Source organism: Achromobacter colocynthidis, from assembly GCF_057334535.1.
This window is the reverse complement of record NZ_JBHFIZ010000037.1, coordinates 188,152-213,871: the sequence shown is the minus strand read 5'-3', so window position 1 is coordinate 213,871 and position 25,720 is coordinate 188,152. Positions and strand designations below refer to the sequence as shown.

General features: G+C 65.4%; 28 protein-coding genes. 8 read left to right on the top strand and 20 right to left on the bottom strand.

The features are described from left to right. Positions 1 to 366: HAD-IA family hydrolase (locus ACE04A_RS20775; protein ID WP_485820465.1), on the top strand; the 366-nt coding region annotated here is incomplete at its 5' end. Between the two features lie 33 nt (positions 367 to 399). Here the strand turns inward: ACE04A_RS20775 and ACE04A_RS20770 are convergent. After that, positions 400 to 1,173 (bottom strand): SDR family oxidoreductase, encoded by a 774-nt coding sequence (locus ACE04A_RS20770; RefSeq protein WP_259249805.1) that lies wholly within the window; start codon positions 1,171 to 1,173, stop codon positions 400 to 402. A 188-nt stretch (positions 1,174 to 1,361) separates the two neighbouring features. Here ACE04A_RS20770 and ACE04A_RS20765 point away from each other — a divergent pair, with 188 nt between their 5' ends. After that, positions 1,362 to 1,898 carry an MgtC/SapB family protein gene (locus ACE04A_RS20765; RefSeq protein WP_259249803.1) on the top strand — a complete coding sequence of 179 codons (537 nt, stop codon included), beginning with the start codon at positions 1,362 to 1,364 and terminating at the stop codon, positions 1,896 to 1,898. Between the two features lie 47 nt (positions 1,899 to 1,945). Here the strand turns inward: ACE04A_RS20765 and ACE04A_RS20760 are convergent, their stop codons facing one another. From ACE04A_RS20760 to ACE04A_RS20730, 7 genes are all read right to left on the bottom strand, one after another. Continuing rightward, positions 1,946 to 2,692, bottom strand: coding sequence for an SDR family oxidoreductase (locus tag ACE04A_RS20760; protein ID WP_485820464.1), 747 nt, complete (start codon positions 2,690 to 2,692; stop codon positions 1,946 to 1,948). 43 nt (positions 2,693 to 2,735) lie between these two features. Beyond that, positions 2,736 to 3,104 carry a cupin domain-containing protein gene (locus ACE04A_RS20755; RefSeq protein ID WP_448716811.1) on the bottom strand — a complete coding sequence of 123 codons (369 nt, stop codon included), beginning with the start codon at positions 3,102 to 3,104 and terminating at the stop codon, positions 2,736 to 2,738. A gap of 141 nt (positions 3,105 to 3,245) precedes the next feature. Next, positions 3,246 to 4,115, bottom strand: coding sequence for an AraC family transcriptional regulator (locus tag ACE04A_RS20750; RefSeq protein WP_448716810.1), 870 nt, complete (start codon positions 4,113 to 4,115; stop codon positions 3,246 to 3,248). 26 nt (positions 4,116 to 4,141) lie between these two features. Next, positions 4,142 to 4,531 carry a VOC family protein gene (locus ACE04A_RS20745; RefSeq protein WP_100854704.1) on the bottom strand — a complete coding sequence of 130 codons (390 nt, stop codon included), beginning with the start codon at positions 4,529 to 4,531 and terminating at the stop codon, positions 4,142 to 4,144. 107 nt (positions 4,532 to 4,638) lie between these two features. Next, on the bottom strand, positions 4,639 to 5,292 hold the full coding sequence (gene alkB / locus ACE04A_RS20740; protein WP_448716808.1) for a DNA oxidative demethylase AlkB: 654 nt from the start codon (positions 5,290 to 5,292) through the stop codon (positions 4,639 to 4,641). Between the two features lie 10 nt (positions 5,293 to 5,302). After that, positions 5,303 to 6,013 carry a 2OG-Fe(II) oxygenase gene (locus tag ACE04A_RS20735; protein ID WP_448716806.1) on the bottom strand — a complete coding sequence of 237 codons (711 nt, stop codon included), beginning with the start codon at positions 6,011 to 6,013 and terminating at the stop codon, positions 5,303 to 5,305. A gap of 129 nt (positions 6,014 to 6,142) precedes the next feature. Continuing rightward, entirely contained in the window at positions 6,143 to 7,687 is a 1,545-nt protein-coding gene (locus tag ACE04A_RS20730; RefSeq protein WP_485820463.1) for a phospholipase D family protein, read from the bottom strand. Between the two features lie 72 nt (positions 7,688 to 7,759). On the opposite strand from ACE04A_RS20730, the gene ACE04A_RS20725 reads away from it, so the two are divergent. Together ACE04A_RS20725 and ACE04A_RS20720 are read left to right on the top strand one after the other, a co-directional pair. Beyond that, complete coding sequence (locus ACE04A_RS20725) at positions 7,760 to 8,329, top strand: helix-turn-helix domain-containing protein (RefSeq protein WP_448716805.1); 570 nt, start codon at positions 7,760 to 7,762, stop codon at positions 8,327 to 8,329. A 7-nt stretch (positions 8,330 to 8,336) separates the two neighbouring features. Then, a complete protein-coding gene (locus tag ACE04A_RS20720; RefSeq protein ID WP_448716804.1) occupies positions 8,337 to 8,879 on the top strand; it encodes a GNAT family N-acetyltransferase in 543 nt (180 codons plus the stop codon). A gap of 65 nt (positions 8,880 to 8,944) precedes the next feature. Here the strand turns inward: ACE04A_RS20720 and ACE04A_RS20715 are convergent, their stop codons facing one another. From ACE04A_RS20715 to ACE04A_RS20695, 5 genes are all read right to left on the bottom strand, one after another. After that, entirely contained in the window at positions 8,945 to 9,604 is a 660-nt protein-coding gene (locus ACE04A_RS20715) for a DUF6708 domain-containing protein (protein WP_448716803.1), read from the bottom strand. A gap of 331 nt (positions 9,605 to 9,935) precedes the next feature. Further along, on the bottom strand, positions 9,936 to 10,919 hold the full coding sequence (locus ACE04A_RS20710; protein ID WP_448716802.1) for a hypothetical protein: 984 nt from the start codon (positions 10,917 to 10,919) through the stop codon (positions 9,936 to 9,938). Next, positions 10,916 to 13,726, bottom strand: coding sequence for a toxin VasX (locus ACE04A_RS20705; protein WP_448716801.1), 2,811 nt, complete (start codon positions 13,724 to 13,726; stop codon positions 10,916 to 10,918). The genes ACE04A_RS20710 and ACE04A_RS20705 overlap by 4 nt, the downstream gene beginning before the upstream one ends. Before the next feature lie 332 nt (positions 13,727 to 14,058). Then, a complete protein-coding gene (locus ACE04A_RS20700; protein WP_100854710.1) occupies positions 14,059 to 14,391 on the bottom strand; it encodes a hypothetical protein in 333 nt (110 codons plus the stop codon). A 76-nt stretch (positions 14,392 to 14,467) separates the two neighbouring features. After that, positions 14,468 to 15,400 (bottom strand): alpha/beta fold hydrolase, encoded by a 933-nt coding sequence (locus ACE04A_RS20695; protein ID WP_448716800.1) that lies wholly within the window; start codon positions 15,398 to 15,400, stop codon positions 14,468 to 14,470. Positions 15,401 to 15,513: 113 nt separating this feature from the next. Here ACE04A_RS20695 and ACE04A_RS20690 point away from each other — a divergent pair, with 113 nt between their 5' ends. Next, the gene (locus tag ACE04A_RS20690) at positions 15,514 to 16,401 is read left to right on the top strand and encodes a LysR family transcriptional regulator (RefSeq protein ID WP_448716799.1); all 888 of its coding nucleotides are present in this window, start codon (positions 15,514 to 15,516) and stop codon (positions 16,399 to 16,401) included. A gap of 284 nt (positions 16,402 to 16,685) precedes the next feature. Continuing rightward, on the top strand, positions 16,686 to 17,507 hold the full coding sequence (locus ACE04A_RS20685; RefSeq protein WP_448716798.1) for an SDR family oxidoreductase: 822 nt from the start codon (positions 16,686 to 16,688) through the stop codon (positions 17,505 to 17,507). Positions 17,508 to 17,622: 115 nt separating this feature from the next. Here the strand turns inward: ACE04A_RS20685 and ACE04A_RS20680 are convergent, their stop codons facing one another. Next, positions 17,623 to 18,393 carry a sulfite exporter TauE/SafE family protein gene (locus tag ACE04A_RS20680; protein ID WP_259249774.1) on the bottom strand — a complete coding sequence of 257 codons (771 nt, stop codon included), beginning with the start codon at positions 18,391 to 18,393 and terminating at the stop codon, positions 17,623 to 17,625. Positions 18,394 to 18,634: 241 nt separating this feature from the next. Between ACE04A_RS20680 and ACE04A_RS20675 the strand changes: the two genes are divergently transcribed. Then, the gene (locus ACE04A_RS20675; protein ID WP_485820462.1) at positions 18,635 to 19,597 is read left to right on the top strand and encodes a LysR substrate-binding domain-containing protein; all 963 of its coding nucleotides are present in this window, start codon (positions 18,635 to 18,637) and stop codon (positions 19,595 to 19,597) included. Here the strand turns inward: ACE04A_RS20675 and ACE04A_RS20670 are convergent. Continuing rightward, complete coding sequence (locus ACE04A_RS20670) at positions 19,518 to 20,873, bottom strand: MATE family efflux transporter (protein ID WP_448716825.1); 1,356 nt, start codon at positions 20,871 to 20,873, stop codon at positions 19,518 to 19,520. The genes ACE04A_RS20675 and ACE04A_RS20670 overlap by 80 nt on opposite strands. Positions 20,874 to 21,146: 273 nt before the next feature. On the opposite strand from ACE04A_RS20670, the gene ACE04A_RS20665 reads away from it, so the two are divergent. Further along, positions 21,147 to 21,623 carry a MarR family winged helix-turn-helix transcriptional regulator gene (locus ACE04A_RS20665; protein WP_259249768.1) on the top strand — a complete coding sequence of 159 codons (477 nt, stop codon included), beginning with the start codon at positions 21,147 to 21,149 and terminating at the stop codon, positions 21,621 to 21,623. Here the strand turns inward: ACE04A_RS20665 and ACE04A_RS20660 are convergent. The 5 genes from ACE04A_RS20660 to ACE04A_RS20640 form a co-directional block, all read right to left on the bottom strand. Next, positions 21,610 to 22,497 (bottom strand): DMT family transporter, encoded by an 888-nt coding sequence (locus ACE04A_RS20660; protein ID WP_279995186.1) that lies wholly within the window; start codon positions 22,495 to 22,497, stop codon positions 21,610 to 21,612. The two genes, ACE04A_RS20665 and ACE04A_RS20660, sit on opposite strands and share 14 nt — an antisense overlap. 126 nt (positions 22,498 to 22,623) lie before the next feature. Continuing rightward, positions 22,624 to 23,448: an AraC family transcriptional regulator gene (locus ACE04A_RS20655; protein ID WP_448716795.1), complete on the bottom strand. Its 825-nt coding sequence runs from the start codon at positions 23,446 to 23,448 to the stop codon at positions 22,624 to 22,626. A gap of 71 nt (positions 23,449 to 23,519) precedes the next feature. Next, the gene (locus ACE04A_RS20650) at positions 23,520 to 24,020 is read right to left on the bottom strand and encodes a hypothetical protein (protein ID WP_259249760.1); all 501 of its coding nucleotides are present in this window, start codon (positions 24,018 to 24,020) and stop codon (positions 23,520 to 23,522) included. After that, positions 24,017 to 24,565 (bottom strand): hypothetical protein, encoded by a 549-nt coding sequence (locus ACE04A_RS20645; protein WP_259249759.1) that lies wholly within the window; start codon positions 24,563 to 24,565, stop codon positions 24,017 to 24,019. The genes ACE04A_RS20650 and ACE04A_RS20645 overlap by 4 nt, the downstream gene beginning before the upstream one ends. Positions 24,566 to 24,669: 104 nt before the next feature. Then, positions 24,670 to 25,638: a LysR substrate-binding domain-containing protein gene (locus ACE04A_RS20640; RefSeq protein ID WP_100854718.1), complete on the bottom strand. Its 969-nt coding sequence runs from the start codon at positions 25,636 to 25,638 to the stop codon at positions 24,670 to 24,672. Positions 25,639 to 25,720 lie beyond the last annotated feature (82 nt).

Here is a 25,720-nt window from a genome sequence, read left to right as displayed (position 1 = left end):
GCCGGGGCGGCCGGCGCCGACCGCCACAAGGTGGAACTGCAATTGGCCAAGGTCGGCATTGCCGAGTGTTTTGACGGGCGTGTCTTCAGCGGTCACGAGATGCCGCGCAGCAAGCCGTTTCCGGACGTGTACCTGGCCGCCGCGCAAGCGCTGGGTGTTGACCCCAAGCGTTGCGCAATTGTTGAAGACACGGTCACCGGCGCCACCGCCGGGGTGGCCGCGGGCGCCACGGTGTTCGGCTACAGCCCCGACGCCAACGGCCACAGCGGCGCCGAGGCACTGCGCAATGTGGGCGTGGCCCATGTGTTCACCGACATGACGCAACTACCCGCACTGCTGGCGGGCTGGCAAGCCGGCGCGCGCTGAGTTATCTGGCCGGCCCAAGCGCCGGCCGCCGCACTATTTTGCGTACTGCTCGCCGCCGTCCAGGTCAATCACCGTGCCGCTCAGGTAACCCGCGCGCGGCGAGGCGCCGAACACAATCATGTCGGCCACTTCGTCGGGTTCCATCAGGCGGTTGAAGGGCAGGTCCGACAGCGTTTCCTGCCACCGCGTCTCGTCGCCCCAGCGCGCTTGCGCGCGTTGCCGGGCGAGCGTCAGCACGCGGTCGGTTCGTGTGCGTGAGGGGTTGACGCCAAAGACGCGCACGCCGTGGCGGGGCGCTTCGCCGCCCAGCGCGCGGGTAAACGCAATCAATGAGGCATTGGCCGCCGCGCCGCAGATGTAGTCCGCGCGCGGCGCCGCGCCCGCCATGCCGATGATGTTGGCGATGACGCCCGCGCCCGCCTCGCGCATGTGCGGGTAGTAGCAGCGCGCCAGGCTGATGTAGCCGTGTACCTTCAGTTCCCACCCCGCGCGCCAGCGCTCGTCTTGCACCTGGTCCAGCGCGCCGCCCGGCACTGCGCCCGCGTTGTTGACCAGTATGTCGATAGGCCCGGTTTCCTTGGCCAGCTTTTCCGCCGCGCCAGGCAGGGCCAGGTCCAGCGTGATGGCATGCGCCGCGCGGCCGCTTTGTTCAAGGATGGATGCCGTGGCGTGATGCAGCGCCGCATCGTCGCGCGCCACCAGAATCGGGTCGGCGCCCTCGCGCGCGAAGGCCGCGGCGCAGGCCAGGCCGATGCCCTTGGATGCCCCCGTGATCAGCACGCGCTTTCCGTCAAGCTGCAAGTCCATGTATGGCTCCTGTGGTTTCACGCCCGCACGCGCGGGGCACGCATTGGTTGTAAACCAGTTGCGCGGCCGGTGCCAGCGCGGACATGGCGCGGCCGCGGCCGCGCCTGCTATGCTCGACCCACCTCATCACGTTGACCTCGTTGCCTTCACCCCACTCCCTTCAACCCGTGCCTTTCAGGATGCAACAGATGGCGGAAGTCTGGTTTGAAATCTGGTCCACCGTGCGTAGCGAATTCGCGGACATTCCGGATGTTGGCGAAGCCACGCGCATTGTCCTTCGCCTGGGCATGGCGGTGATCCTGGGCGGCATGCTGGGGTTCGAGCGCGAGCGCAGCGGCAAGGCGGCGGGCTTGCGTACCCATATGCTGGTGGCGCTGGGCGCGGCCATTTTTGTCTTGGTGCCTTTGCAGGGCGGCATGGAAGTCGGTGACCTTAGCCGGGTGTTGCAGGGGGTGATCGCCGGCATCGGTTTTCTGGGCGCGGGCGCCATCATCAAGCTCAGCGATGAACGCGAGATCCACGGGCTGACCACTTCCGCCAGCATCTGGATGACCGCCGCCATCGGTGTGGCGGCAGGCATGGGCCGCGAAGCCACGGCGCTGGTCAGCACCTTGCTGGCGTTGTTCGTGCTGGCGGTGCTGCGCCGCGTCGAGGCGCGCATTTCCGACGGCCCGGAGAACAAGGGCGTCATCGCCACCGACGACAAACCCCGCGGTAACGGCTGAGCCTCGGCAGGCAGGTAGCCCCTCCTGTTACCCCTCCAGCGATCCGTTCAACTGCCGCCGGACACGTCGATGAACGAGCCGCTGGTATAGCCGGCTTCCTCGGAAAACAGCCACATGACGGCGCCGGCCACTTCTTCCACCGAGCCGCCGCGCCGCAGCGGGATCACGCTTTTCAGGCGGTCCACCCGGCCCGGCTCGCCGCCGCTTGCGTGCATGTCGGTGTAGATGGTGCCGGGGCGCACGCCGTTCACGCGGATGCCTTCGGGCGCCACCTCTTTGGACAGGCCGATGGTCATCGTGTCCAGCGCGCCCTTGGAGGCCGCGTAGTCCACGTACTCATTGGGCGAACCCAGGCGCGCCGCTGCGGACGACACGTTGACGATGGCGCCGCCCACGCCGCCATGGCGCGTCGACATCCGGCGCACGGCTTCGCGCGCGCACAGGAAAGCGCCGATGACGTTGGTGGACAGCACGCGCAGCAGGCGGTTGGCTTCCATCTGGTCCAGGCGCATCTGCGTTTCGAGGATGCCGGCGTTGTTGACCAGGGCATCTATGCGGCCCAGTCGCTCGTCCAGCGTGCGGAACATGTGCAGCACATCGTCCTCTTGCGACACGTCGGCCTGGATGGCCAGCGCGGTGCCGCCCGCCTGCTGGATCTGGGCCACGACGGCGTCGGCGGCGTCAGAGTGGGTGCGGTAGTTGATGCCGACCGCGTAACCGCGGCGCGCGGCCAGCTTGGCGACGGCGGCGCCGATGCCACGGCTGCCGCCGGTAACGAGCATGACTTTGGGCATGGTGTCCTCCTGGGGGGAATTCACGGTAGCAGAATCACGGGGGTCAAATCCAGACGTCGTTGGGCGCGCTGCGCTCGCCGCCCTGGTCGCCGGTATTGGGCACGCCGCAGGGTTCAACCAGCATCAGATGCGTTTCCTCGACGGCACAGGGTTTGTGTTCCACGCCCTTGGGGATGACGGCCATTTCGCCGGGCCCCAGGTCGATGTGGCCGTCGCGCAGGTCGATGCGCAATCGGCCGCTGACCACGATGAAGGTTTCGTCGGTGTCGGCATGGCTGTGCCAGACGAAATCGCCTTGCACCTTGACCACCTTGAACTGGTAGTCGTTCATCTGCGCGATGACCTTGGGGCGCCAGTGCTCGGAAAACAACGCAAGCTTGCCGGAGATATTGATGGCGGAAATGGGGGGCATGGTGGAACCTGGACAAGAAGAGAGAGGTACAGATTAGGGCGCACCGTGGCGTCGCGTCTTGTACGTTCTTGCAGGTTTGGGCCGGGGTGGGGAGGGATCAGGCGGCTTCATGCCCAGGCGGGCTTTGTTGGCCGGCGCGGGCTAGGCGTGCAGCATGCGCCGCCACCGGTCCGGGGGCATGCCGTAGGTTTGGACATGTCGGCGAGTCAGGTGGCTTTGGTCGGTGAAACCGGCATGGGCCGCCGCATCCGCCAAGGGCATGCCGTTGGCGATCAGCCGGCGTGCCAGGTCCAGCCGGCGCAACATCACATAGCGGTAAGGGCTGGTGCCGAACAGCGCGCGGAAATCGCGGGACAGGCTCCAGCGGTCTTTTCCGGCCGCCGCCGCCAATGCGTCCAAGGTGATGGTCGTGTCCAGCGAGTCATGGATGTAGTGCCGGGCGCGCTCGGCGGCCACGTAGTCGGCGGACCGCCGACCCGTCTGTCGTCCTCTCTGTTGCCCCGTTTGTTGCCCCATTCGTGGCCCCGCTTTTCGCCCGCCAGGCCCTCCCGCCGCGGCGCAGAGCGCGTGGGCCAGGTCATACAGCGCGTCGTCTTCCCGCAGGGGGTCCAGCGCTTCCTGCGTGTTCAGCAACAAGGCGCCGCTGGCGGCGTGCAGCCGGGCGTCGCCAGAGAGGCCGCCCGCGATGAACGGCAGTGGCCGTCCGCCCAGAATCTGCTGGATCAGCGCGGGTTCGACGTAGATCATGCGGTAGTGGAAGCCGGCTTCGGTGCCGGCCTGGCCGTCGTGCGGCTCATCGGGATGCAGCACGATGGTGCCGCCGGGCAGGCTGTGCCGGAAGTCCCGACGGTAATGGAAGCTTTGCACGCCCGACAGGGTGCGCCCGATGGCGTAGGTGTCGTGGCGGTGCATGTCGTAGCCATGACCACCGAAATAGGCTTCGATGCGCTCGACGTGGCCGGAGGTGGCCGCGCGGAGAATCCAGTCCTGTTTCGGGTTGGCCAGGGTCATGGCGGTCTTGCGTGGCGCCAGGAGCGCTAGGGGCGCTTCATTTGCACCAGTATGAATTCATTGCCGTACAGGTCAATGAAGTGGGCATAAATGGTGGTGTCGTCATGGATGGGCTCCTTGGTGAAGCGCACCCCGCGCGCGGTGAAGTTGCTGTGGTCGCGCATGACGTCGTCGGTGTAGAACACCCCAACCGGCTGGCCGCCGGTCTGGTCGCCGACGCGGTCGCGCTGCGCCTGGGTCAGGGCTTGCAACAGCCAGACGCCCACGGCAGGCTGGGACGGCAGGCGCAGGTGCACGTAGCGCTGCTGGCCCACGGGCATATCTGCGAACACCTCCATGCCCAGCTTGTCTTGATAGAAGGAAATGGCGGTGTCGTAGTCGTTCACGAGAAGGACGAGACGGCCCAGCGAATGCATGTCAGGACTCTCTTTGAGGTTAAGCGTGCGGCTATGCTAACCCGGCCGCGCCGCTTTGCCCTCAATTGGCCTTGCGGGCGGGGCCCTGGGACGCGTGGCCTTAGGGGTCAACCCGCCTTGCGCAGCGTGAAATTGACCCGTTGGCTGCCCAGCCGGGCGTGAGGCGCGTCCTTCATCGGCAGCACCCCGTGATAGCGCAGCCGGTCCACCCCGCCCCAGACGACGACGTCGCCATGCAACAGCGGCACCCGCGCGGCCTTGTCCGTGCGCGCGTGGCCGCCGAACAGGAACAGGGCGGGCATGCCCAGCGACACCGACACGATGGGCGCGTCGTAATCGCGTTCGTTCTTGTCCTGGTGCAGCGACAGGCGCGAGCCGGGTTCGTAGCGGTTCACCAGGCAGGCGTCGGGGGTAAAACCTGAAAAACCCGCATCGGCCGCGGCGGCCTGGGCCAGACGCAGAAAGGCGTCGGGCAGATCGGGCCAGGGCAGGCCGGACAGCGGATCGATGCGCGTGTAGCGGTAGCCGTGCGCGTCCGACGTCCAACCCAGCGTTCCGCAATTGGTCAGCGCGACCGACATGGTGTAGCCGCCCGGCGTGTGCATGTGGCGAAACGGTGACCGCGCGGCCACCGCGTCCACCCCTTGCAGCAGGGCGTCCGTGTAGGGCAGCGCAAAGCCGCGCAGCACGAAAGACTGCGGGCCGATCTGCTCGCGGCCGTGCTGGGTGGTGTCGTCGTCGTTGAACAGATCCAGCGTCATGGTTTTGCGGCTACTGCGCGTCGTGAAAGATCAGGCCCAGCGTATGGCGCCGGCCGCTGCGCAGCGCGCTCACGCCGTGGCGCATCGCCACTTTGCGCCAACTCCGCGTACCCGGCACGGGCCGCTGGTTCACGGTGAAGATCAGCGCGTCGCCTTGTTGCAGCGGCAGCACCTCGGCGCGCTGCTCGCGGCTGCTGGTTTCCAGCATGACGAATTCACCGCCCGTGAAATCCACGCCCGGGCGCGACAGCAGCACCGCCACTTGCAGGGGAAACACGTGTTCACCGTACAGGTCTTGATGCAGGCAGTTGTAGTCGCCGGGGCCGTATTGCAGGATCAGGGGCGTGGGCCGCCGTTGCCCGGCGTCGTGGCAACGTTGCAGAAAGGCGGCGTGATCATCGGGGTATTGCACGGCGATGCCCGTCTGCCGGTTCCATCGGTTGGCGATGGGCGCCAGGCGGGGGTACAGCGCGGTGCGCAGGCCTTGCAGCAGGGGCGGCAGCGGGTAGGCGAAGTACTGATATTCGCCGCGCCCGAAGCCATGTCGCGCCATCACGACGCGGCTGCGATAGCGGTCCGTTTCGGAATAGGCGTCGGCCAGATCGGTGCATTGCGCGGGGGTCAACAGGCCGGGCAGGATCGCATTGCCGTGCGCGTCCAGGGACTGCGTGGCGGCGGTCCAGTCCAGGTCGGGCAAAGCAGGGCGGGGCGGGGCAGTCATGGTGGAACGTTAAAGGCGGGCATGGCGCTGAAAAGCGGGGTTTGAACCGCAGCGGCTGAAAAGCTGGGTCTCAAAAAGATCAGTCTACGTCCGTCGCGGTCGCCGTGAACTCCGCTTGTTGCGATGGCGTCACAGCATGGATTCCAGCGGCAACAGCGACACGAACCACACCGAGAACCGTTTCCACGCCGACGTGCCCGGCTCGGTGTTGTGCCGAAGCGTCTTGCCGTCGCGCTGTTCCAGCCAGTACAAGCTGCCTTGCTCGTCCAGGCATACCCGATACGCCACCTTGGGCACGTCTTCTCTAAACGCCTCGGCAATGCGGCCCGCCAGCGTGGGGCTGTCGATCACAAAGCCCAGTTCGGTGTTCAGCGTGGCCGATCGCGGATCAAAGTTGAACGACCCGACAAAGATGCGTTGGCCGTCCACCGCGAAGGTCTTGGCATGCAGGCTGGAACCCGAACTCCCAAACGGTCCCATGCTCTTGTTGCGCTCGGCCCCACCCGCCTTGCGCTTCATTTCATACAGTTCGACGCCACTGACCAGCAGGTCCTTGCGGCGCTTGGCGTAGCCGGAATGCACCACCGCCACATCGGTGGCCTCCAGGGCATTGGTCAGCACCCGCACCTTCACGCCGTTTCGCGCCAGCCTTGCAAAGGACTGGGTGCCGTCGGCCGTCGGCACAAAATAGGGCGACACCAGTTCCATGTCGCGGGTGGGCGTGCCGATGATGTCGTAAAGCTGGTGCGGCAGCATGGCCTCGCGCGGCGCGGTGCCCAGCGTCTTGCGCGGGTCGTCGCTGACCATGCGGGTCTCGGCCCATTCCAGTTCCAGCTCGCCTTGCAATAGTTGCCGGATGAACGGCAACTGCTTCAGCGCTTCGGCATACGTGGCGGCCTCGGGTGACCGCTCGACCTTGCTGGCCTGTTCCTCCAGGGCTTCCAGTTCGCCGGGCAGGGCCGGTTTCAGCAAGCGGTCCACCGGGTAGGCGGAGTCGCTGGCCCAGTAGCGGTCGAAGTCCTTGGATACATCATTGACCGCCGCACCGATGGCCAGCACGTCCAGGTCGGTGAACACCACGCCGCTGCCCGCCCCAAAGTACTCATCGCCGATGTTGCGGCCACCGATGATGGTGGCCTGGTTGTCGGCGGTGAATGACTTGTTGTGCATGCGTCGATTCAGTCGGCTGAAATCCGTGACGTAGCCCAGCGGCTTCGGCCAGCGCAGCACGAAAGGGTTGTATAGCCGCACTTCAATATTGGGGTGCGTATCCAGCGCGGCCAACACCTTGTCCAGACCAGCCGTGCCGTTGTCGTCCAGCAGCAGGCGCACGCGCACGCCCCGGTCGGCGGCTTCGTGCAGCGCTTCCAGCAGCATGGTGCCGGTCATGTCGTTGTGCCAGATGTAGTACTGCACATCCAGGCTGCGCTCAGCCGCGCGCGCCAGCATCATGCGGGCTGCAAAGGCGTCATGGGCATCGCTCAAGGGGTGGATGCCGGATTTTCCGGGGTGGGCCGCCGCCCGAGGCGCAATGCCGCGACCCAGCGGCGTGGCCAGCGACTCGTCAGGCGTCAAGGCCTGCGATTCACTGCGTTTGTCCAACGGCGGCAGGGCGCAGCCGCCCAAAAACGATAGGCAAAGGAGAGACATGAGTAGGATTCTGGCCAAAGGCATGCCGTATTGTGCCGAAGTTTTATTTAAGATCCGATCTTGCCGGGTTTTCTTATGTGAGATAAATTCCCATATATGGAAAACGCACCCATCGATACTGATCTGGACCGCCGCATCGCCCAGCGGCTGAAGGCGCTGCGGCAAGAACGCGGCTGGTCGCTGGACGAGCTTGCCGGCTTGGCGGGCGTCAGCCGCGCCACCTTGTCGCGCCTGGAAAACGCCGACGTCAGCCCCACCGCCGCCGTGCTCGGCAAGTTGTGCGCCGCGCACGGCCTGACCATGTCGCGCCTGATGATGATGGTGGAAGACGACTTCGCGCCGCTGGTGCCCGAACACGGCCAGGCCGTGTGGGTCGACGACAGCGCGGGCTTTCGCAGGCGTTCGGTATCCCCGCCCGCGCAGCAACTTGCCGGCGAAGTCCTGGCCTGCGAACTTGCGCCCGGCGCCCGCATTGCCTACGAGCAATCACCCCGGCCCGGCCTGGAACACCACCTGCTGATGCTGGAAGGCGAACTGAGCATCACCGTTGATGGACAGTCGTACACCCTGGCGCCCGGCGATTGCCTGCGCTACCAACTGTTCGGCGCCAGCCTGTTCCTTACCCCGCCGCAACGCGGCGCCCGCTATCTGCTGTTCATCGTCTGAGCCCACCATGCCCCACGACAACAACCGCCTTGAACTGACCTTTCTGACGGCCGACGCCGCGGAAGCCTGCCTGGCCGAACTGAGCTGCCTGCTGCACGCCTGCGTGCAGAATGGGGCCAGTGTCAGCTTTGTCCTGCCGTTTTCAATGGACGACGCCAATGCGTTCTGGCGGGCAAAGGTACTGCCCGCGGTTGCGCAAGGTGGTCTGTCGTTGTGGGTCGCGCGAGAGGGCGGCCGGCTGGCCGGCGCCGTGCAACTGGATTGCGATACGCCACCCAATCAACCGCATCGGGCCGAGATCCGCAAGCTGCTGGTCCATCCGGACTTCCGCCGCCGCGGCATCGCCCGCCGCCTGCTCAACGAAGCCGAAACGCAAGCCGTGAAGCTCGGGCGCAGCCTGATCACCCTGGACACCCGCACGGGCGATAGCGCCGAACCCTTGTATACGTCGGCCGGTTATATCGCGGTGGGACAAATTCCCGGCTTCAGCCGCGACCCGCATGACCCGGGCAAGGTCGATGCGACGACGATCATGTACAAGCGGGTGTGACGGGAACAGGCAGGTCGACGAAGCCGCAGAGCTTTGTAGAAAGGCGTTCTACCGTTCGAGTTTGATCACGAGTCTATGCGTTCACCATTCAGCCGCATGATGGGAGCGCGCTGGTCCTTGAAGCCGCAGAGCGCGTCGATCTCTTTGGAGAAGGACGTGTAGGGCACGTTGTATTCGATGAACTCGGCGAGGCTGTCGGGGAACACGATGCAGATCAGCGCCAGGATCTTTGCGGGGATTACCAAGAACGCCCATCGCTTTCCTTTCGGGGTGGCGAGGTCACGGCGGTATTTGTCCGCCCAGTCACGGTAGAAACGCAGGAAGGTTTCTTTGCGTGATAGGCGGGGTGGGATGGGGGGCGGTTGCGGCAACGCGTCGGCGCCGTGTTCCATGAATATCTGAAGGTAGTCCCATAGCTCCTTGGCGGAGCTTCCACCGTCTCGCCAGCCGAGGTTGCCGCAAGAGACGCAGATTTCTTTGGGAGGGGATTGCGTCCAGTCGGTTGCAATCAGGTACAGCGGATACCGGCTGGTGTAGCCGCCCGCACTGACGATGGGGATATACCCAGCCAGGGCGCGAATCTCGTCCCAATCGAGCGTCAGCAGGCGTTGGTCTCGAGGGGTGACGAAATAGAGCTTGCGAGTGCCGCGATGGATGCGGATGAAACCGCCGCGGAATTTTCCGGAGAGGAGGCGATGCCATAGGTAGATCGCGCTGACGATCATGACACCGCTCCATGGTAGAAACGCGATGAACAACCAGCCAGTTATGCTCGGTGGACGTTCAGGCGTAAGGACCATGGCAATGGCGGTCAAGAGCATTGAGACTACCAGTGCCATCACCATGGATACTCCGATGCTGCTAGCGTGAATATTGCGGGCCTGCTTTCCATAGGATTCGAGCTCAATACAGAGCTCGTTTATCTGACGGACCCCGAGTGCTTCGCGGATTGACAGGCTATCCGTAGAAATCGAATGCAGTGCGAATCGATGTCGAGCAAGCTTCTGGGCGCCGATCAGCAAAGAGCGAGGCAGTCGTTCTGGCGCTTGATATAGGTTAGGGCTCAATGCGTTCACCGTTCAGCCGCATGATGGGAACACGCTTTTCCTTGAAGCCGCAGAGCGCGTCGATCTCTTTGGGAAAGGACGTGTAGGGCACGTTGTATTCAATGAACTCGGCGAGGCTGTCGGGGAACACGATGAATATCAGCCCAAGGATCTTTGCGGGAATCATCAACGGTGCCCATCGTTTACCTTTAGGCGTGGCAAGGTCGCGCCTGAAACCGACAGCCCAATCGTGATAGCCGTGCAGAAAGGTCTGCTTGCGTGACCGTCGCGCAGGAACGGGGGGTGGCTTGGGCAAGGAGTCCGGGCCGTGTTCCATAAATATTTGCAGGCAATCCCACAGTTGCTTGGCGGAATCTCCACCGTCGCGCCAGCCTAGGTTCCCGCAGGCGATGCAGACTTCCGCCGGTGGTGTCTGGTTCCAGTCGACTGCCACTAGGTACAACGGATAACGGCTCGTGTAGAGCCCCGCGCCCACGATGGGGATATACCCGGCCAGGGCTTGAATCTGATCCCATTCAAGGGTGAGCAGGTGCTCGTCGTGCGGCATGACGAAGTACAGCTTGCGGGTGCCGCGATGGACACGAACAAAGCCGCCACGGAATCGGCCCGACAGCTTGTGTACGCAGAGATACATGACGCCACCGAAGGCTGCGGCGATCAACGGGAACAGCACCATCATGGTCCATATCGAGGCAGGGACAGGCGGGGAAATTATCCAGGCGGTGAATATTGAAATGCCGATTCCCATGGAAAAAAGGAAGCCGATGCTTCTAGCGTGGTTGCTTCGAACCTGGTTGCCGTAGGGTTCCAACTCTATGCACTGATCATTGATTCGGCGTAGTCCGATTATTTCGGGGAGCAGCATTCCGCCCGTAGGAACATCTTCAGCCTTAAGGTGCTGACGGACGAACCTCTTGCCCCCAAGGAAAAGGCTGCGAGGAAGCCGTTTGACGATGTCGTTGTGCCTGCTCATGTCGGCGCCTTGACGAGAGCCAGCTTGGCGGGGTCGATGGAGTCAGAGAAGAAACCCGATGAGGTGAACACCAGCGGTTCGGGCGCGCCTGGTTGTTCCAGGCCGATTGAGGGCAAGTTCTGGGTATCGGGACGGTACAGGTACGTCAGCTCGACCTTGGCATCCTCGTGCATGCTGATCCGCCATCCGCGTTCCGGGCCAGGGCCATTGTTCAACGGGCCGATAACGTATTGCCTGTTGAGATCCACGCAAGCGCCTGGCGTGCAGAAAGCAGTGGAGGTGTCCACGGTTTCCAGTGGCATCCCGTATAGGGTGACTTTGAGTTTGGATTGAAAGTCGTCCTGCGCGGACGTCTCGGGCAGCGTGCAACTGATACGCAGGTTGCCGGCAACACCGCGCAGGGACTGCCAATGCGGGGTGATGCGGGGGCTGAAGTACAGGCTGTGCCAGGCATGTAGTTCTTGCGCTAGCGTGAAGCGCGGCGTGGCGGCGCCCCAGGCGGAGTGCTTGAGCCAGATTTCCAGGGGGTTGTGTTGGGCCTGATCAGCTTGAAGGGTGAAGTAGACGACGGCGCCTATTGCCAAGATTGCGATGACGGCCCAGCCTGCTGGGGTAAGGCCGAGCGCTGCGGCAGCTTTTCCTCCCCCCAGTATCGTAGCGACGGTCGCAGAACCCCCGGCACCTGTGGAAAGGGCCAAGAGACCTCCCGCCAGTGCCGAGTACAGGTACATTCGCGATTGCTCTGGGTTGGCGTCTCCGCTAGCGTTGGCCGCTCGGAGTAAATCTGCAAGGGCGAGCAATCCGCCCGCAATCGAGCCCGCTACGGTAGCGCCCCATTTCACCCCGAAGATTTTGACCGAGGTGGCTAAGGTGGTCTTTCCTTCTCGGCGCGCAAACGTAGTGATAGCGAGCGTACTGCCCTCAATAGATGCACTCAAAAGTGCAAATAAGGTACCAGCCAAGGTTGATGTTGTTTCGCCTGTCCATCCCGCGCGCTTTACGGCATCCACCGCATTCCTCATCCCCCAAATCGCCAACCCACCCCCCACGCCCGTTGCCACCGCCCCAGCCGTCGCACGCAAGCGATTCAAATTCCTGATTAGCGGGTTCCCCTCCGGATCCATCGCCTTCGTCTTATCAACAACCGTCGTCGTCCCCACCGTCTCCCATTCCCAAATTTCAACGCTCGCCGCCTGCACGCGCGTGGCTGTGCCCGTGCCTGCCGCAGGCAAAAACGCGCCAGGCCATCGCACTTGTACCTCCCGCCCCATCGCCACATACCCCTGCAATTCCCCGCTATACGCCAAATACTGTTGCGGGGTCACCAGTCGGCGTCCGACCGTTATGCCAAAGCGCATTTCGCCGATATGCCGCAATCGCCTGACCTGAATATCCGCAGCCTGCACAGAAGCGCTTCCAAGGTACGGCCACAGCAGCCGTGTGAGCAGGTCGGTAATCGGCGTGCCGGGCCGTTCTTCCAGCACGCGGTCCACCGCGTCGTACACGCCCTTGCCGATGGTCATCGGTGCTGCCAGCCGTGCCATCAGCGGCTCGTCGCCCGCGCCCAGCGCGCGCCACAGCGGGCTGATGTGGGGAGCGGCTTCGATGTGCCTGGCCAGTTCCGCCAGCCCATCGTCTGAATGCACCGTGGCGCCAAAGCAATGCAGGACAACCGCTTCAAAGTTGCTGGCGTTGTGCGGGCAGCGCAGGTCGAAGAGGCCGAACGCTTGCTCCAGTAACCCCGCCTTGTGCACAAATTTCAGCCAGGCGACCACGTCCGCGCAGGCGCGGGTGATGTCCGCCTGAAACGCGGTGACGCGGGCTTGATACGTGGAAGGAAAATCCCGCGCGCCGGCTAGAGTCACCAGCGCCCGCTGGCGGGCGAGCGCGGTCAAGGCGGGCGGGGTCTTGCTGGCGGCTTCGGCTTGTTTGAAGTAGGCGTCGATCAGGCCGGCGCTGTGCAGCCGGTGCTTGCTTTGCGCCTGATAGTCGTCGCGTTTCTTGACCTGGGCGGCGCACAGGTAGTTGAGCTCGCTGGCGATGCCCACGGGGTCGTGCAGCACGACCGCCAGCGGCACGACATCTCCGTGGGGACGCAGAACGGCATGCATCCGGCTGACAATGTCGTTCACATCCGGATAGTGTTTCGCGGGCGTAATCTCGCTCCAGCGGTAGTACGTGGGCACGCCGCCTAAAGTGGGTCGCATCAGTTCCGGCGTGGCCAGCGTCAACAGCACTGCGTTGAATACGTGGGGCTGCTCCGGGCCGTTGAACGGGGCGACGACCGTGGCCAGCGCATCGCGCCGCCCGTCCGCGTTGGTCTCGACTTCCCATAGGGCTTCATGCGTCAGGATCGTGTCGCTGACCAGCAGATAGACCAGGCTGTCACGCGCGGCGGGCGGCACCCATACGCAAGGCGCCGCGCCGGTGGTGTCTGGCCGTGTCTGCGAACCCGGCGTCGAATGAACAACGTCCGCCTCGCCCCACCAGATTGGCGCAAAGCGGATGTCTTCCGTGACTTGGTAGTGGCGGTTCCACATCCTTCCATCCCGGAAGTAGCACAGGTACACATAGGTTCCCGGCCGCAGCACGCGCAGGCCATAGGCCTTGTCGCCTGTCAGGGCGGGATAGTCCGGTGTCGCCAGCGTCTGATGGATATCGGTGCGATAAGGCGAATCCGCAATGCCATAGCGCAAGGGGTACAGGGGAATGGCGGCTTCGCAGGCTGGGGGAGATATCGCCTTGCCCAACAACTTGGAACTGGGATGCGGGGCTTGCAGGGCTTTCGGGCAGGCGCTGGGGGGCATGACGGGCTCCGTTCTTGTCGTCGCGGCTGGAAAAGCCGGATGGCAGGCCGAAACGGCCGCCATGCCCTCTTATGCAAGAACGGTGCCAGGTTAAGGAACTGAAAATTATCCTTTTTGAATCAATGGCTTGTGAAATACAAAACCCGATGTGGGCGCGGATTTCTTCGTCGCACCCCTAAAAACCGGGGTTTTTCACAAGATATCGGGCCAGTTTTGACTCGATTTTTATAAGCCATTGATAAGCAACAATAAAAACGGGCCAGATTTGACCCGATCGAGTCAAATCTGGCCCGCTTGCCCTGCGGCACGCCGCAGGCACGGGACTTCATCCATCAAGCCAGCGGCTTGATCCCCACGCTGTACGGGGGCGCGTTGCCGCGCGCGGGGGCTTTGATCTTCAGCATCGAGCCGCCGGGGGTGAACTCGAATTCCTGGAACGGCACTTCAAACCACTGGTGAAAGCTGGTGCGCGAGAACTCGGGCACCCAGACCTTGGGGCGCTTGGCGTCGCAATGGAACTCGACCAAGGTGCGGTCAATGCCCAGCGGACGGGTGTTGCCGATGCGGTAGCTGACGCGCAGCTCGGCGCTTTCGGTCGAGCCGGGGCGCCAGGTCAGGCCGATGGATTCCATGAAGTGTTCAATCGCCTGAATGCCGCGATGCATAGTTGACTCCGAATGCTGTCGGGCGCGTCACGCACCCACAAAAATCCGCCGCGTTGCGCGGCGGGAAACAGACGGATTATCCGCCATTCCGTGGCGGGCTGCCCGGCGGGGCGCCATTGCCGGGTGTCGCGCAGAACCGCAGGATGGCATCCGCCACGGCCTGCGGGGCTTCCCGCTGCGGAAAATGGCCCACGCCGTTCAGCACAAGGCGTTCGTAAGCGCCGCTGAAAAAGTGTTCCTTGCCATCGGACGTGGCGGGGTGGTTGGCGGCATCGGCCCCGCCGTGCAGCACCAGCGTTGGTACCGTCAATACGGGTGCGGGGGTGAGCCGGGCGGTGTCGGCCGCGTAGGCCGGGTCGCCTTCGGCATGCCCCCAGCGGTGCCGGTAGGAATGCAGCACGATGTCGGCCCAGTCGGGGTTGTCGAACGCGCGCGCCGCTTCGTTGAAATCATCCGGCGCGTACCAGGCGCCGGGCGACCAGGTGTCCCACATCATGCGGGCAAAGGCCAGGCGGTCGTCGCGCACGGTGGCCGCGCCCCGGGGCGTGGCCATGTACCAGTGGTACCAATAGTTGCGCGCCTGCATAAGCGGCAGCACTTGGTTCGGGTCGTTGGTGCCGTAGCCCACCGACAGCAGGATCAGTTGTGTTGCCACGCCGGGCCGCAGGCCGCAGGCGTTGGCGGCGCCGCGCGCGCCCCAGTCGTGGCCGACCAGGGTGGGGCGGTCCAAGGCCAGTGCGTCGATGAAGTCCAGCAGATCGCGCCCCAGTGCGGCCAGCTCGCCGCTGCGTGGCGTGGCGGCATGCCGAAAGCGCGTCGGTCCAAAGCCGCGCAGCGCGGGGCACAGCACGCGGTAGCCTTCTGCGGCCATGCGCGCCGCGACCGGGGTCCAGCATTCCGGGCTGTCCGGCCAGCCATGCACCAGCACGGCGGTGCGCGACCCGGCGGGGTTCCATTCCAGGTAGGCGATATCCAGCAAGGGTGTTTGTACCTGGGCGTAGGCGGGCATGGCGATGGCTCCTTGGGTTGTGATGACGCTGTCACGATACCGGGTCGAGTTGTCATGATTCATGATGAATGAAAGGCTATTATCAATGCTTCGTGAATTAACAGGCAGTGGCCATGGACACCCTCAACGACTCGGCAGGCGCAGTGCTGGACCTGACCTTGTTGCGTACCTTTATCGAGGTGGTCGACTGCGGCGGCTTTGCGCTGGCCGCCGATGCGCTGGCGCTGACGCCGTCGGCGGTCAGCGGCCACATCAAGCGGCTTGAAATGCTGGCCGGCGCCACCTTGCTTGCGCGCACCACGCGCAGCTTCGAACTGACGCCCGCCGGCCAGACGCTGTACGCCTACGCCCGCAACATCGTCGACCTGGAACGCGAGGCCCGCGCCCGCTTGAGCGGCGCGCGTTTGAAGGGCCGCTTGCGTATCGGTTCGTCCGAGGACTTTGCGGGGGCCTGGCTGGCGCAAGTGCTGCAAGCCTTTCATCGGGCGCACCCGGATGCGTCGATCGAGCTGAAGGTGGGCATCACCGCCGACCTGCTGCGCCAGCAGGCGCGCGGCAAGCTGGACGTGGTCTTCGGCAAGCAATGTGCGCGCGTGCACGACGAGGGCGAACTGCTGTGGGAAGAGGATTTGGTGTGGGCCTGGGGTGACGACCAGCCCTGGGATCCCGATGCGCCCGTGCCCTTGGCGGTGTTTCCGGATCCGTGCGTGTACCGCGCCGCGGCCATCGCGGCGCTCTCGCAGGCGGGCAAGGCGTGGCTGCCGGCGTTTGAAAGCGGCAGCATGGCGGGCTGCCTGGCTGCCGCGCAAGCGGGCTTTGCCGTGGCGCCGGTGGCGCGCAGCCAGTTGCGCGAGGGTCTGCGCGCCTTGTCGCAAGAGGACGGCATGCCCGACCTGCCGGCGGCGCGCTTCTATGCCTATCTGCGTTCAGAGGAATCCGCGGTGCAGGGTTTGGTGGCGGCGGTCAGGCAGACCGGGCAACGGCGGCGGTTTTCGCGCTGAGGTTCGCGCTGAGGTTCGCGTCCGCCCAGCGTCAACCCAGCGCCGCGCCCAGCGTCCGCGCCACGTCCGCTCCGGCGGACCTCCCCGCGTCCCCCCCCGTCGCCGCATCAACGTAGGAATAGGCAGGTTTCCAGCAAGAACGAGCCTGTACGCGCTCGCGCTCGATTCTTAATATCCCTTCCAGGCTTGGGGTCGATGTTTCGTCATGAAAAGCGTTGTCCCGAGCCGGCCGCCAGGCATCTTGCCGGAGGCCGCAAGTACGACAAGCAAGGGAAGGGAATCGCATGAAATCCGAAAAAATCTGGTTGGTGACGGGCGCATCGACGGGCCTGGGCCTGGCATTGGTGCGGATGCTGCTGGACCTGGGGCACAAGGTGGCGGCGACGTCGCGGGATGGCGATGCATTGCTGGACGCGGTGGGCGCGAAGCTTGAAGGCCAGTTCCTGCCGCTGACGGTGGACGTGGCGGATGAACGCAGCGTGCGCCGCGCGGTGGCCGCCACGCTGGCGGCCTTTGGTGGGGTGGACGTGTTGGTGAACAACGCGCGGGCGGCGTGCCCGGGCTCGTTGGCCGAACTGTCTGACGCCGACGTGCGGGCCGCGTTTGATATCAATGTCTTCGGTGCGCTCAATATGATCCGCGCCGTATTGCCGCGCATGCGGGCGCAGGGCAGCGGGCATGTGATCAATGTCTCGTCGATCTTGGGCTTTGACGGCAGGCATGCCGAGTGGGGCGCCTACAGCGCCGCCAAGTTCGCGGTGTGCGGCATGACCGAGGCGCTGGCGGCGCAAGCCGCGCCTTGGGGCGTGCGCGTGTCGCTGGTGTACCCGGGCGCGATGCGGGCGGTATCGCCGCGTGATGGCGGCGGCTCTCCCGAACGGGCCGCGTGCGCCGTCCAGGCGCATGACGGCGGCGATGCGGCCAAGGCGGCGCAGGCGTTGATTCAGGCGGCCGAAGCGCAGTACGCGCCGCTGCACCTGTTTCTGGGGCGCGATGCGTTTGACCAGGCGCGCGGCAAGATCCAATCGGTGCAGCAGGAACTGGCGCGCTGGCGCGACATGTCGGTGTCCATTGGCTTCGTGGACGAGCGGCGCCTGGCGGCATGACGAGTGGTGCGCATGGGGCGCGGTAGGCCGTCAAGCCGCGCGCCACGCGTGGTTTACCTGATCAGGCCGCGCGCCAAGCGTGGTGTACCCGATCAAGCCGCGCGTCGAATGCGGCTTAGCCCGCCCAGCCTTGCGCCACCTGCCACGCGCCCAGTAAAGCCAGGCTGATCATGAAGCACAGCTTGAATGTGCGGGCCGACAACTTGCCGCGCAGCCATTGCCCCAGCGCCATGCCGGCCAGCGCGGGCAGTAGCATCAGCAGCGATGCGCTGGCGGCGCCCGGGCTGTAGCCGCCGTTGAGCCACAGGCCCGCCGCCAGCGCCACCGTAGACACCGTAAATGAAATGCCCATGGCCTGGATCAGCCCGTCCTTACCCAGGTTCAAGGCTTGCAGGTAGGGCACGGCGGGGATCACGAACACCCCGGTGGCCGCCGTGATCATGCCGGTGATCGTGCCCACCAGCGCGCCCAGCACGCGCTCGTGCCGGCGCGGCACGCTGGGCGGCGATCCGAACAGGCCCCACGCGGCATAGGCGATCAGCGCCAGCCCCAGGCACACACTGGACCAACGCCCGCTGGGCGCGCCCAGCCACATCGCACCGGCCAGCGTTCCCACGCACACGCCGACCTGCATGGTGCCGATGCGCCGCAGGGCAGGCGCCAACGTGGGCCAGGGGCGTGCCTGCCACAGGTTGGTGATCAAGGACGGCACGATCAGCAAGGCGGCGGCCTGCGCGGGCGCCATCACCAAGGCCAGCATCGCCATGGAAATAGTGGGCAGCCCCAAGCCCACCACGCCCTTGACCACACCGGCCAGGACGAATACGGACACGACGGCGGCCAGTATTGTCGGCGTGCCGCCGGGCAGGAGATCCATCGTCGTCATGTCGTCACCGTGTGCCGGGCATGGCTATGGTCTTGCCTGATGCTGGCCAGGAATATGCGCTGGCAAATCGGCCCAGCGTATTTCCTGGTGGGGTGTGGTCTTGGAATGGAATTCATCATTTTCTAAGGATTACCAAGGCATCGAAAGTTGAATTCTGCGCCGCAATGCACCGCCATCAGAATCGGGATCTTGCATAGCCATCCTATGGCTGGGCCATAGGGCTGCGTGCTACGCTGGCCGCATGCGATTCGACCTGACCGACCTTCGTCTTTTCCTCAACGTGCAGGAATCGGGCTCCATCACCGCGGGCGCCAAGCGTACTCATATGACGTTGGCCTCGGCCAGTGAACGCATCCGGGGCATGGAGGGCGACCTGGGCGTGCCGCTGTTGCTGCGCGCGCATCGCGGCGTGGAGCCCACGCCGGCCGGCCAGACGTTGGCGCATCATGCGCGCGTCGTGCTGGCGCAGATTGACCGCATGCGCGGCGAGCTCGACCACTTTGGCCATGGCCTGAAAGGGCACGTGCGCGTGCTGTGCAACACCACCGCCTTAAGTGAATACCTGCCGCCCGTGCTGGGCGAATTTCTGCGCGACCATCCTCGCGTGTCGGTGGACCTGGAAGAAAAAGCCAGCCTGGAAATCGCCGATGCCTTGCGCGCGGGCACCTGCGATATCGGCGTGCTGGCGGACTCGGCAGACCTGCACGGCCTGCATCCCCAGACCTTTCGCCATGATCCGCTGAGCGTCATCGTGCCGCGTGGCCATGCGCTGGCGCAGCGGCAGTCCGTCATGCTGAGCGATGTGGTGGATGAAGATTTCGTGGGGCTGGTGGAAGGCAGCGCCTTGCAAGACCATATTGCGCACCATGCGCGGCGCAGCGGCAAGATGCTGTCGTACCGCGTGCGTTTGCGCGGCTTCGATGCCGTGTGCCGCATGGTGGGGCAGGGCGTGGGTATCGCGATTGTGCCGCGCGTGGCGGCCATACGCCTGGGGCGGGCGGCGGGCGTGCAGCGGGTGGCGCTGGCCGACGCCTGGGCCGCGCGCAACCTGGTGCTGTGCGTGCGCGACGCGCTGCCGGCGTATGCCGCCGAACTGGTGGCGTACGCGCTGCGCGATGCGCCGCTTACGAACGCGCCAAGGGGCGGGCCTTTTGCAGATGGCCCGGCGCAAACCAAGAGCCGGAAGCGACCGCGGCCAGAATGATCAAGCCGTACAGGCACATCGCCACGGCCGCCACCAGGAAGAACACCGTCAGCGACCCGGTCAGGTGCAGCGCGATGGCGCCCGCGCCCACCGCCGTTACCAGGCGCAGGCCGCCGGCCACCAACGGCCATTTCAAGCGCCCCGCGCCTTGCGAGGCGAAGTACATCGAAAACCCCAGCGCAAAGAATCCGTACACAGGACCGACGGTGCGCAGGTAGTCGGCGCCTGCTTGCAGCATGTGGTCTTCGGCGCCGAACAGCCGCAGCCAGGCCTCTGGAAAAAACGCCGCCGTCAGCCCGATGGCTTCGGCCAGCACGAAGGCCATGGCGCCGCCCGTCAACGCAATACGCATGGCGCGCTCGGGCCGCCCCGCGCCGATGTTGGACGCCACCATCGCAACCATCGGCGCGCCCAGCCCGAAGGCAATGGGCATCAGCAAATATTCCAGCCGCACGGCAATGCCGTAGCCGGCCACGGCGGCCGTGCCGGCATAGGCGCCGACCAAGGCCGCCGTCAGCGCCACCACGGCATTGGTCAGCAGCGGGTTCAGGGTTGCCAATGCGCCCACGCTAAGAATGCTGCGCATCAGTGTCCAGTGCAGCCGGCTCGCGACCAGCCGCGCGGGGTTGCGGCCGCTGGCGCAGTAGAGTCCCAGGATCAGCGCGCCCACGCCGTAGTAGATGACGAGTGCCCAACCGCCGCCAGCTACGCCCAGGGCGGGAAACGGACCCCAACCGAAGATCAGGCAGGGCGACAAGGGCACCAGCAGCAAGGCCCCGCCGCAGATCACCGCGCCGGGCACCAGCATGTTGCCGGTGCCCCGGATGACGCTGGCAAAAGCGTTCATCAGCCACATCAGGACGATGCCGCCGAAGATCACGTTGGAATAGGTCAGCGCGGCGTCCAGCGCTTCGCCTTGCGCGCCCAGCGCGCGGTACAACTGTGGCCCGAAGGCCAGCATCAGCACACAGAACAGCATGCCCAAGATCGCGTTGAGCACCACGGCGTGCAGCACCAACTGGTCTGCTTCCAGCCGGCGCCCCCCACCCAGCGCGCGCGCCACGGCCGCAGAAATGCCGCCGCCCATCGCGCCTTGCGACATATTGCCCATCAGGAACAGCACCGGCACCACCAGCGCCACGCCGGCCAGCACCGAGGTGCCCAGCCGCGCCAGGAACCAGGTTTCGATCAGGCTGGTGGCGGACTGCGCCGTCATCATCAACACATTGGGCCAGGCCAGGCGGGCCAGCGTGGGGGCAATGGGCGCGTCAAGCATGGCTTGCAGGCGCGGGTTGGCGGAGCTTGCCGTGGGGGAGGGCGAAGGGGGGCTGGCTGACATGGACGTGCGCCGGAATGGAGTGCGATAAAATTTACGTGCATATGCCAATATCTGTCAAGAATGGGCTGGACGCGAGCCAGCCTCGGCAGTAGGGTATTGACCTGCCTGACCCGGTTTGCTGTCGCTGTCGCTGCTGCTGCGGTTGCCTTCGCCTTCGCCTTAAGTCCTTGTCCTTGTCCTTGCCCTTGCTGTTGTTCTATTCCTGCCCTCATGTCCGACGTTGAACCCTCTGCCCTCGCCACCATCACGGACCCCCTCGTCTGCAATGGCGCCGCCTTGCGCAAGGCGACCCGGCGCGTGTCGCAGTTGTATGACACGGTGCTTGCGCCCTGCGGCTTGAAGGTGTCGCAGCATTCCATCCTGATCCACATCGCCCGCGCGGGTTCGCCGTCAATGACCGACCTGGCGCGCGCGCTGGTGCTGGACCGCTCGGCGCTGGCGCACAACCTGAAGCCGCTGGAACGCGACGGCTATGTGGAAATGTCGCGCGATGAGCGCGATGGGCGCAGCCGCCGCGTGGCGCTGACCGAGGCTGGCCGCGCCAAACTGGCCGAGTCCAAACGCCTGTGGAAAGATGCGCAGCGCCGTTTCGAAGCGGCCTACGGCGCCGAGCGCGCCGCCGCGTTGCGGCATGCGCTGGCGGATATTTTTTCCGACGAGTTCGCGCTGGCGTTCAGCCGAGGCTAGTGGCCAGACCCTGCATCAACACGCCGGCCAGCACGCAGCCCATGCCGGCCGCCTGGGCAAGCGTCACCGTTTCACCCAACACACTGGCGGCCAGCAACACCGCGCACACCGGCGCCAGCGCGGTGAACAGCGCCGCTTCCGACCCACGCACGCGCGCAGCACCCGCGTACCAGAGCAGAAATCCCCCCACCGTGGGCACCAGCGCGTAATAGCCCACCGCCATCATGGCGTCGGTCGACATGCTCAATGTCCAAGGCGACTCGGCCATACTCGCCAGCGCCGAAAACGCCAGCCCGAACCCCGCCATCACCGTCGACAACGCCAGCGGCGGCACGGGCACGCGCAAGCGCTTGTTCAGCAGGATGAACAGCCCTTCGCACACCACCGCGCCCAGAATCAGCGCATTGCCCGTCCACGACGTGGCGTGATCCGCGCCTGCCTCGCCGCGGGTCATAAGCCAGACGCCGAAAGCCGCCATGGCGATGGCGCCCAGCGTGGCCTTGCCCGGCCGTTCGCCCAGCAGCAACACGGCGATGGCGGCGGATACCAGCGGCAAGGTGCCCAGGATGATGCCGCCATCCACGGCCGAGGCGCGTTGCAGACCGGCGATCAACAGTGTCGTATAGCCCACGCTGCCGGCAATGGCCTGCGCCGCCAGCAGCAGCCAGTCACGCCTTTGCAGGCGCGGCAGGCGCGCGCCGGTGGCGGCCATCAGCAAGGCGAAGCAGGGCAGCGCAATGGCGAACCGCAGGGCGGTGGCGGTAAAGGGCGGCATGCCCGACCCGATGATCTTGCTGGCGATGACGGTGCTGCCCACCAGCGCCATGGCCGCTGCCAGAAAGCCATAACCCCACATTCGTTTGTTCGTGTCCATTGCCGTGCCAAGTGTGGAAAGCACGCAGCGTAGGGCGCGCGGGCGCGGCCGGTCTTGAACGAAATTGCAGAGGGTGAGTACAGGCCCTGGTTCAGATCAGGCGCGGAGCCAAGCCCAGATCCCGGCTCAGGCCGCGCAGGCCGCGATGGCGTAGTGGCCAGGCGATACGCCGTAGGTCCGAACGAACAGCCGCGTCATGTGGCTTTGGTCGGCAAAGCCGCTGGCGGCAGCGGCGTCGGCCAGCGTCATGCCGCGCCGGATCAACTGGCGCGCCAGCAGCAGGCGCCGCTGTATTTGATACGCATGTGGCGTCATGCCGGTGGCACGGGCAAAGGCGCGCAGCACCTGATAGCGGCTGAGTCCGCTGGCGGCGGCCAGGTCGGCCAACGACAGCGTGGCGGCGGGGGCATCATCGATCAGGCTGCGCGCGTGGCGGATGGATGCGGGCACGCTTTGGCTGGCCTCAAGCGCCAGGCTGCGGGCGCCGTCGCCGCGCGCCTGCGCCAGGATACGCAGCAATAAGGCGTCGCAGGCCAGCGGGGCGGGGCTGCTGATGGCGTGTGCGTACAACGTCAATACGTCGCGCGCCAAGGCGGGCTGGCTTCGCGCGGGGTGTTCGAATTCGTAGCAGGCGCCCGCGCGGCCGTCCTCGTCCAGGTCGCTTGCCGCTTGCGCCACCACGTCCGGGTCCAGGTACAGCATCTGCCAGGCGCGTGGGGTGTCTCCGATGGGCGCGCCGTCATGGACCTCGCCCGGGTTGACGGTGATGACGTGGCCCGGGCCGGCGCGTACCTGGCCGCGTCCGCTGTGCGACACCTGCGCGCCCTGGCGCATCACGCCAATGCCGAACTGGTCATGCGTGTGCCGCGCAAAGGCATGGCGGCTGCGCGCGGCCACGGCCTGCACGCCGGCAAGCGCGCTGCGATGCATCAGGAATTGGCCAGAGGGCATGGGCGGGAAAGCGGCGGGCTGGGAAAGTCGGATCAGCCTAGTATCGCTTGCCGGTCTTGGCGTGATCAAGCCTACTGCAAGCCGCCCCAGCGGGCGACTGATGGCTCGGCCGCCGCCCACTTCCATTGCCCGGAGGGCTGCCGGCAGATCAAACTGGTGTAGGCGGGCGCAGGGGCGTCGTCTTGCTCCACCGTGAAAAGCACTTCACGGCAGTGGGTAAGCGGGGTGTCAATGTCACGCACGACCTGGATGCCGCCCTGTTCACTGCCCACGGGCAGCGCGTGACGAATCTGCCAGTGCCGTACTTGTCCGATGGGCAGTTCGCCAGCCGCGTTTGCCATCACGTTCTGCTGATCGTTTTTCCAATCGCGCATCACGTACTTCACTGTGGCGTCCACCGCGGCTTGCACGGTGACGCCGATGGCATAGCCGGCAACCGGGTTGGCGGTGGCCGCGCCGCTGATCGTGCCGACGACCGCGCCCGTTGCGCCGCCGATCGAGGAGCTTTGGCAGCCATACAAGCCGATGCTGACGGCCAACATCAAGGCCAGCCCACAAGCGCGTTGCTTCACTGCAGCGCCCCCCAGCGGGCTGTAGCGGGTTCTGCGCTGGCCCAGCGCCATTGCGCGCCGTCTCGGCAGATGGTGGTGACGTAGAACTCGCGCTGCGGTTCCGTGCCCGGCTTGTCGGCGGGCGTGTCGATGGAGAAAACGACTTCCTTGCACTCCAGCCCGACGCCTCCGATGACGCGGCTGACGGAAACCTGCCCTTGCGCATCGCTTTCGATGGGAAGCTGATGCTTGACGCTCCAGGCGGCGACGCTACCTACATTCAGCACGCCCGCGGCCATGGCGATGGCATCCTGCTCTTCGCCGCGCGTTTTGCGCTGTGCGTAGGCCAGTGCCGCCTTGGCGCCCGCTTGTACACCAAGGCCAATGCCGGTGGCCACCGTAGCGTTGTCCGTGACTTTATTGGCGATGGCCGTACCCGCAATGCCCGCGGCGGCGCCGGTGCCTTCGCCAAGCAACGAACTGCAGCCCGATAACGTGGTCAATCCGACAAGGCTAAGGAGGGCTAGGGCGCGGCGTGGTGCGGCGGATGGTGTATGGGGGAACAAGCGGCGGCCTCCTGCATGAAACTTGGCGCGGCAAGTATAGGATGGGCGCCGCCGCGTACTGTGGGCCGTTTGCATTTCTTGGCAATTATCGTCATCGGCGGCGCTCAGGCCGCAGGCCGTGCTCCCTTGGTGTAGACCTCGCGCAGGGCGGACGCAAAGAGCGCATCCACGTTGCGCCGCAGGCCGTCGGCGCGGGTAAACAGCGAGATCGGCGGCAAGGTCCAGTCAAACGAATAGGGCACGATGGCCGCGCCGGCAATCCGCACCAGTTCGTCGGCGATGTCGGCCGGCAGGATCGACACCGCGCGGTCGCTGGCCACGATCATTTCGCCGATCAGCTTGGACGAATCGCTTTGCACCGACGGCGGGGGCGGCGCCAGGCCGGCGCGCAGGAAAATGTCGGCCACCTGTTCACGGATGGGGCTGCCCGGCGTGCCCAGGATCCAGTCCAGGTCCGCCAGCCGGTTCCATTCCAGCCGCGACCGCCCCAGCCGAGCCGCCAGGCGTCGGCTGGCGATCAGGCGCGGTTGCTGGTGGTAGAGCACTTCAAAATCGATATTGCTCAGGTCCACCGACGGCGTGGCCCAGCCCACCACGATATCCAGAGTATGGTCGCGCAGTTGGCGCAGCAGGGCCGGGCCCTGGCCTTCGTGAATGGTGGCGGTGATGCGCCGCCCCTGCGGCAAGGTCCGGCTGATGGCGGCCGACAGCATCTGGCCCGACACGAAGGGGATGACGCCGATATGCAGATGGGCGGCGTGGCCGGCCGCCACGGCCTCCATTTCCTGCACCAAGTGGCCCAGGTCGTGGACCAGCCCGCGCGCGCGCGCCAGCACCACCGCGCCCAAGGGGGTCGGGGTCATGCCCCGGACCGAGCGGTCGAACAGCGGCACGTCGAACATGCTTTCCAGTTCGGCCAGGGCGTTCGTCACGGCGGGCTGGCTGGTCGCCATGTGCTCGGCCACCCGGGTCAGTGACCCGTGCTGCTCGATTTGCAGCAGCAGCATCAGGTGGCGCATCTTCAGACGCGAGGTCAGTTTCCGGATAACGGCATCCGGGTCAAAGGCCGTCATAGACACGTCATAAGGTAAAGGTAATGGGACGATATTAAATCCGAATCATCACCTTATGCCTGTCCGCCTAGAATTTTTCCCA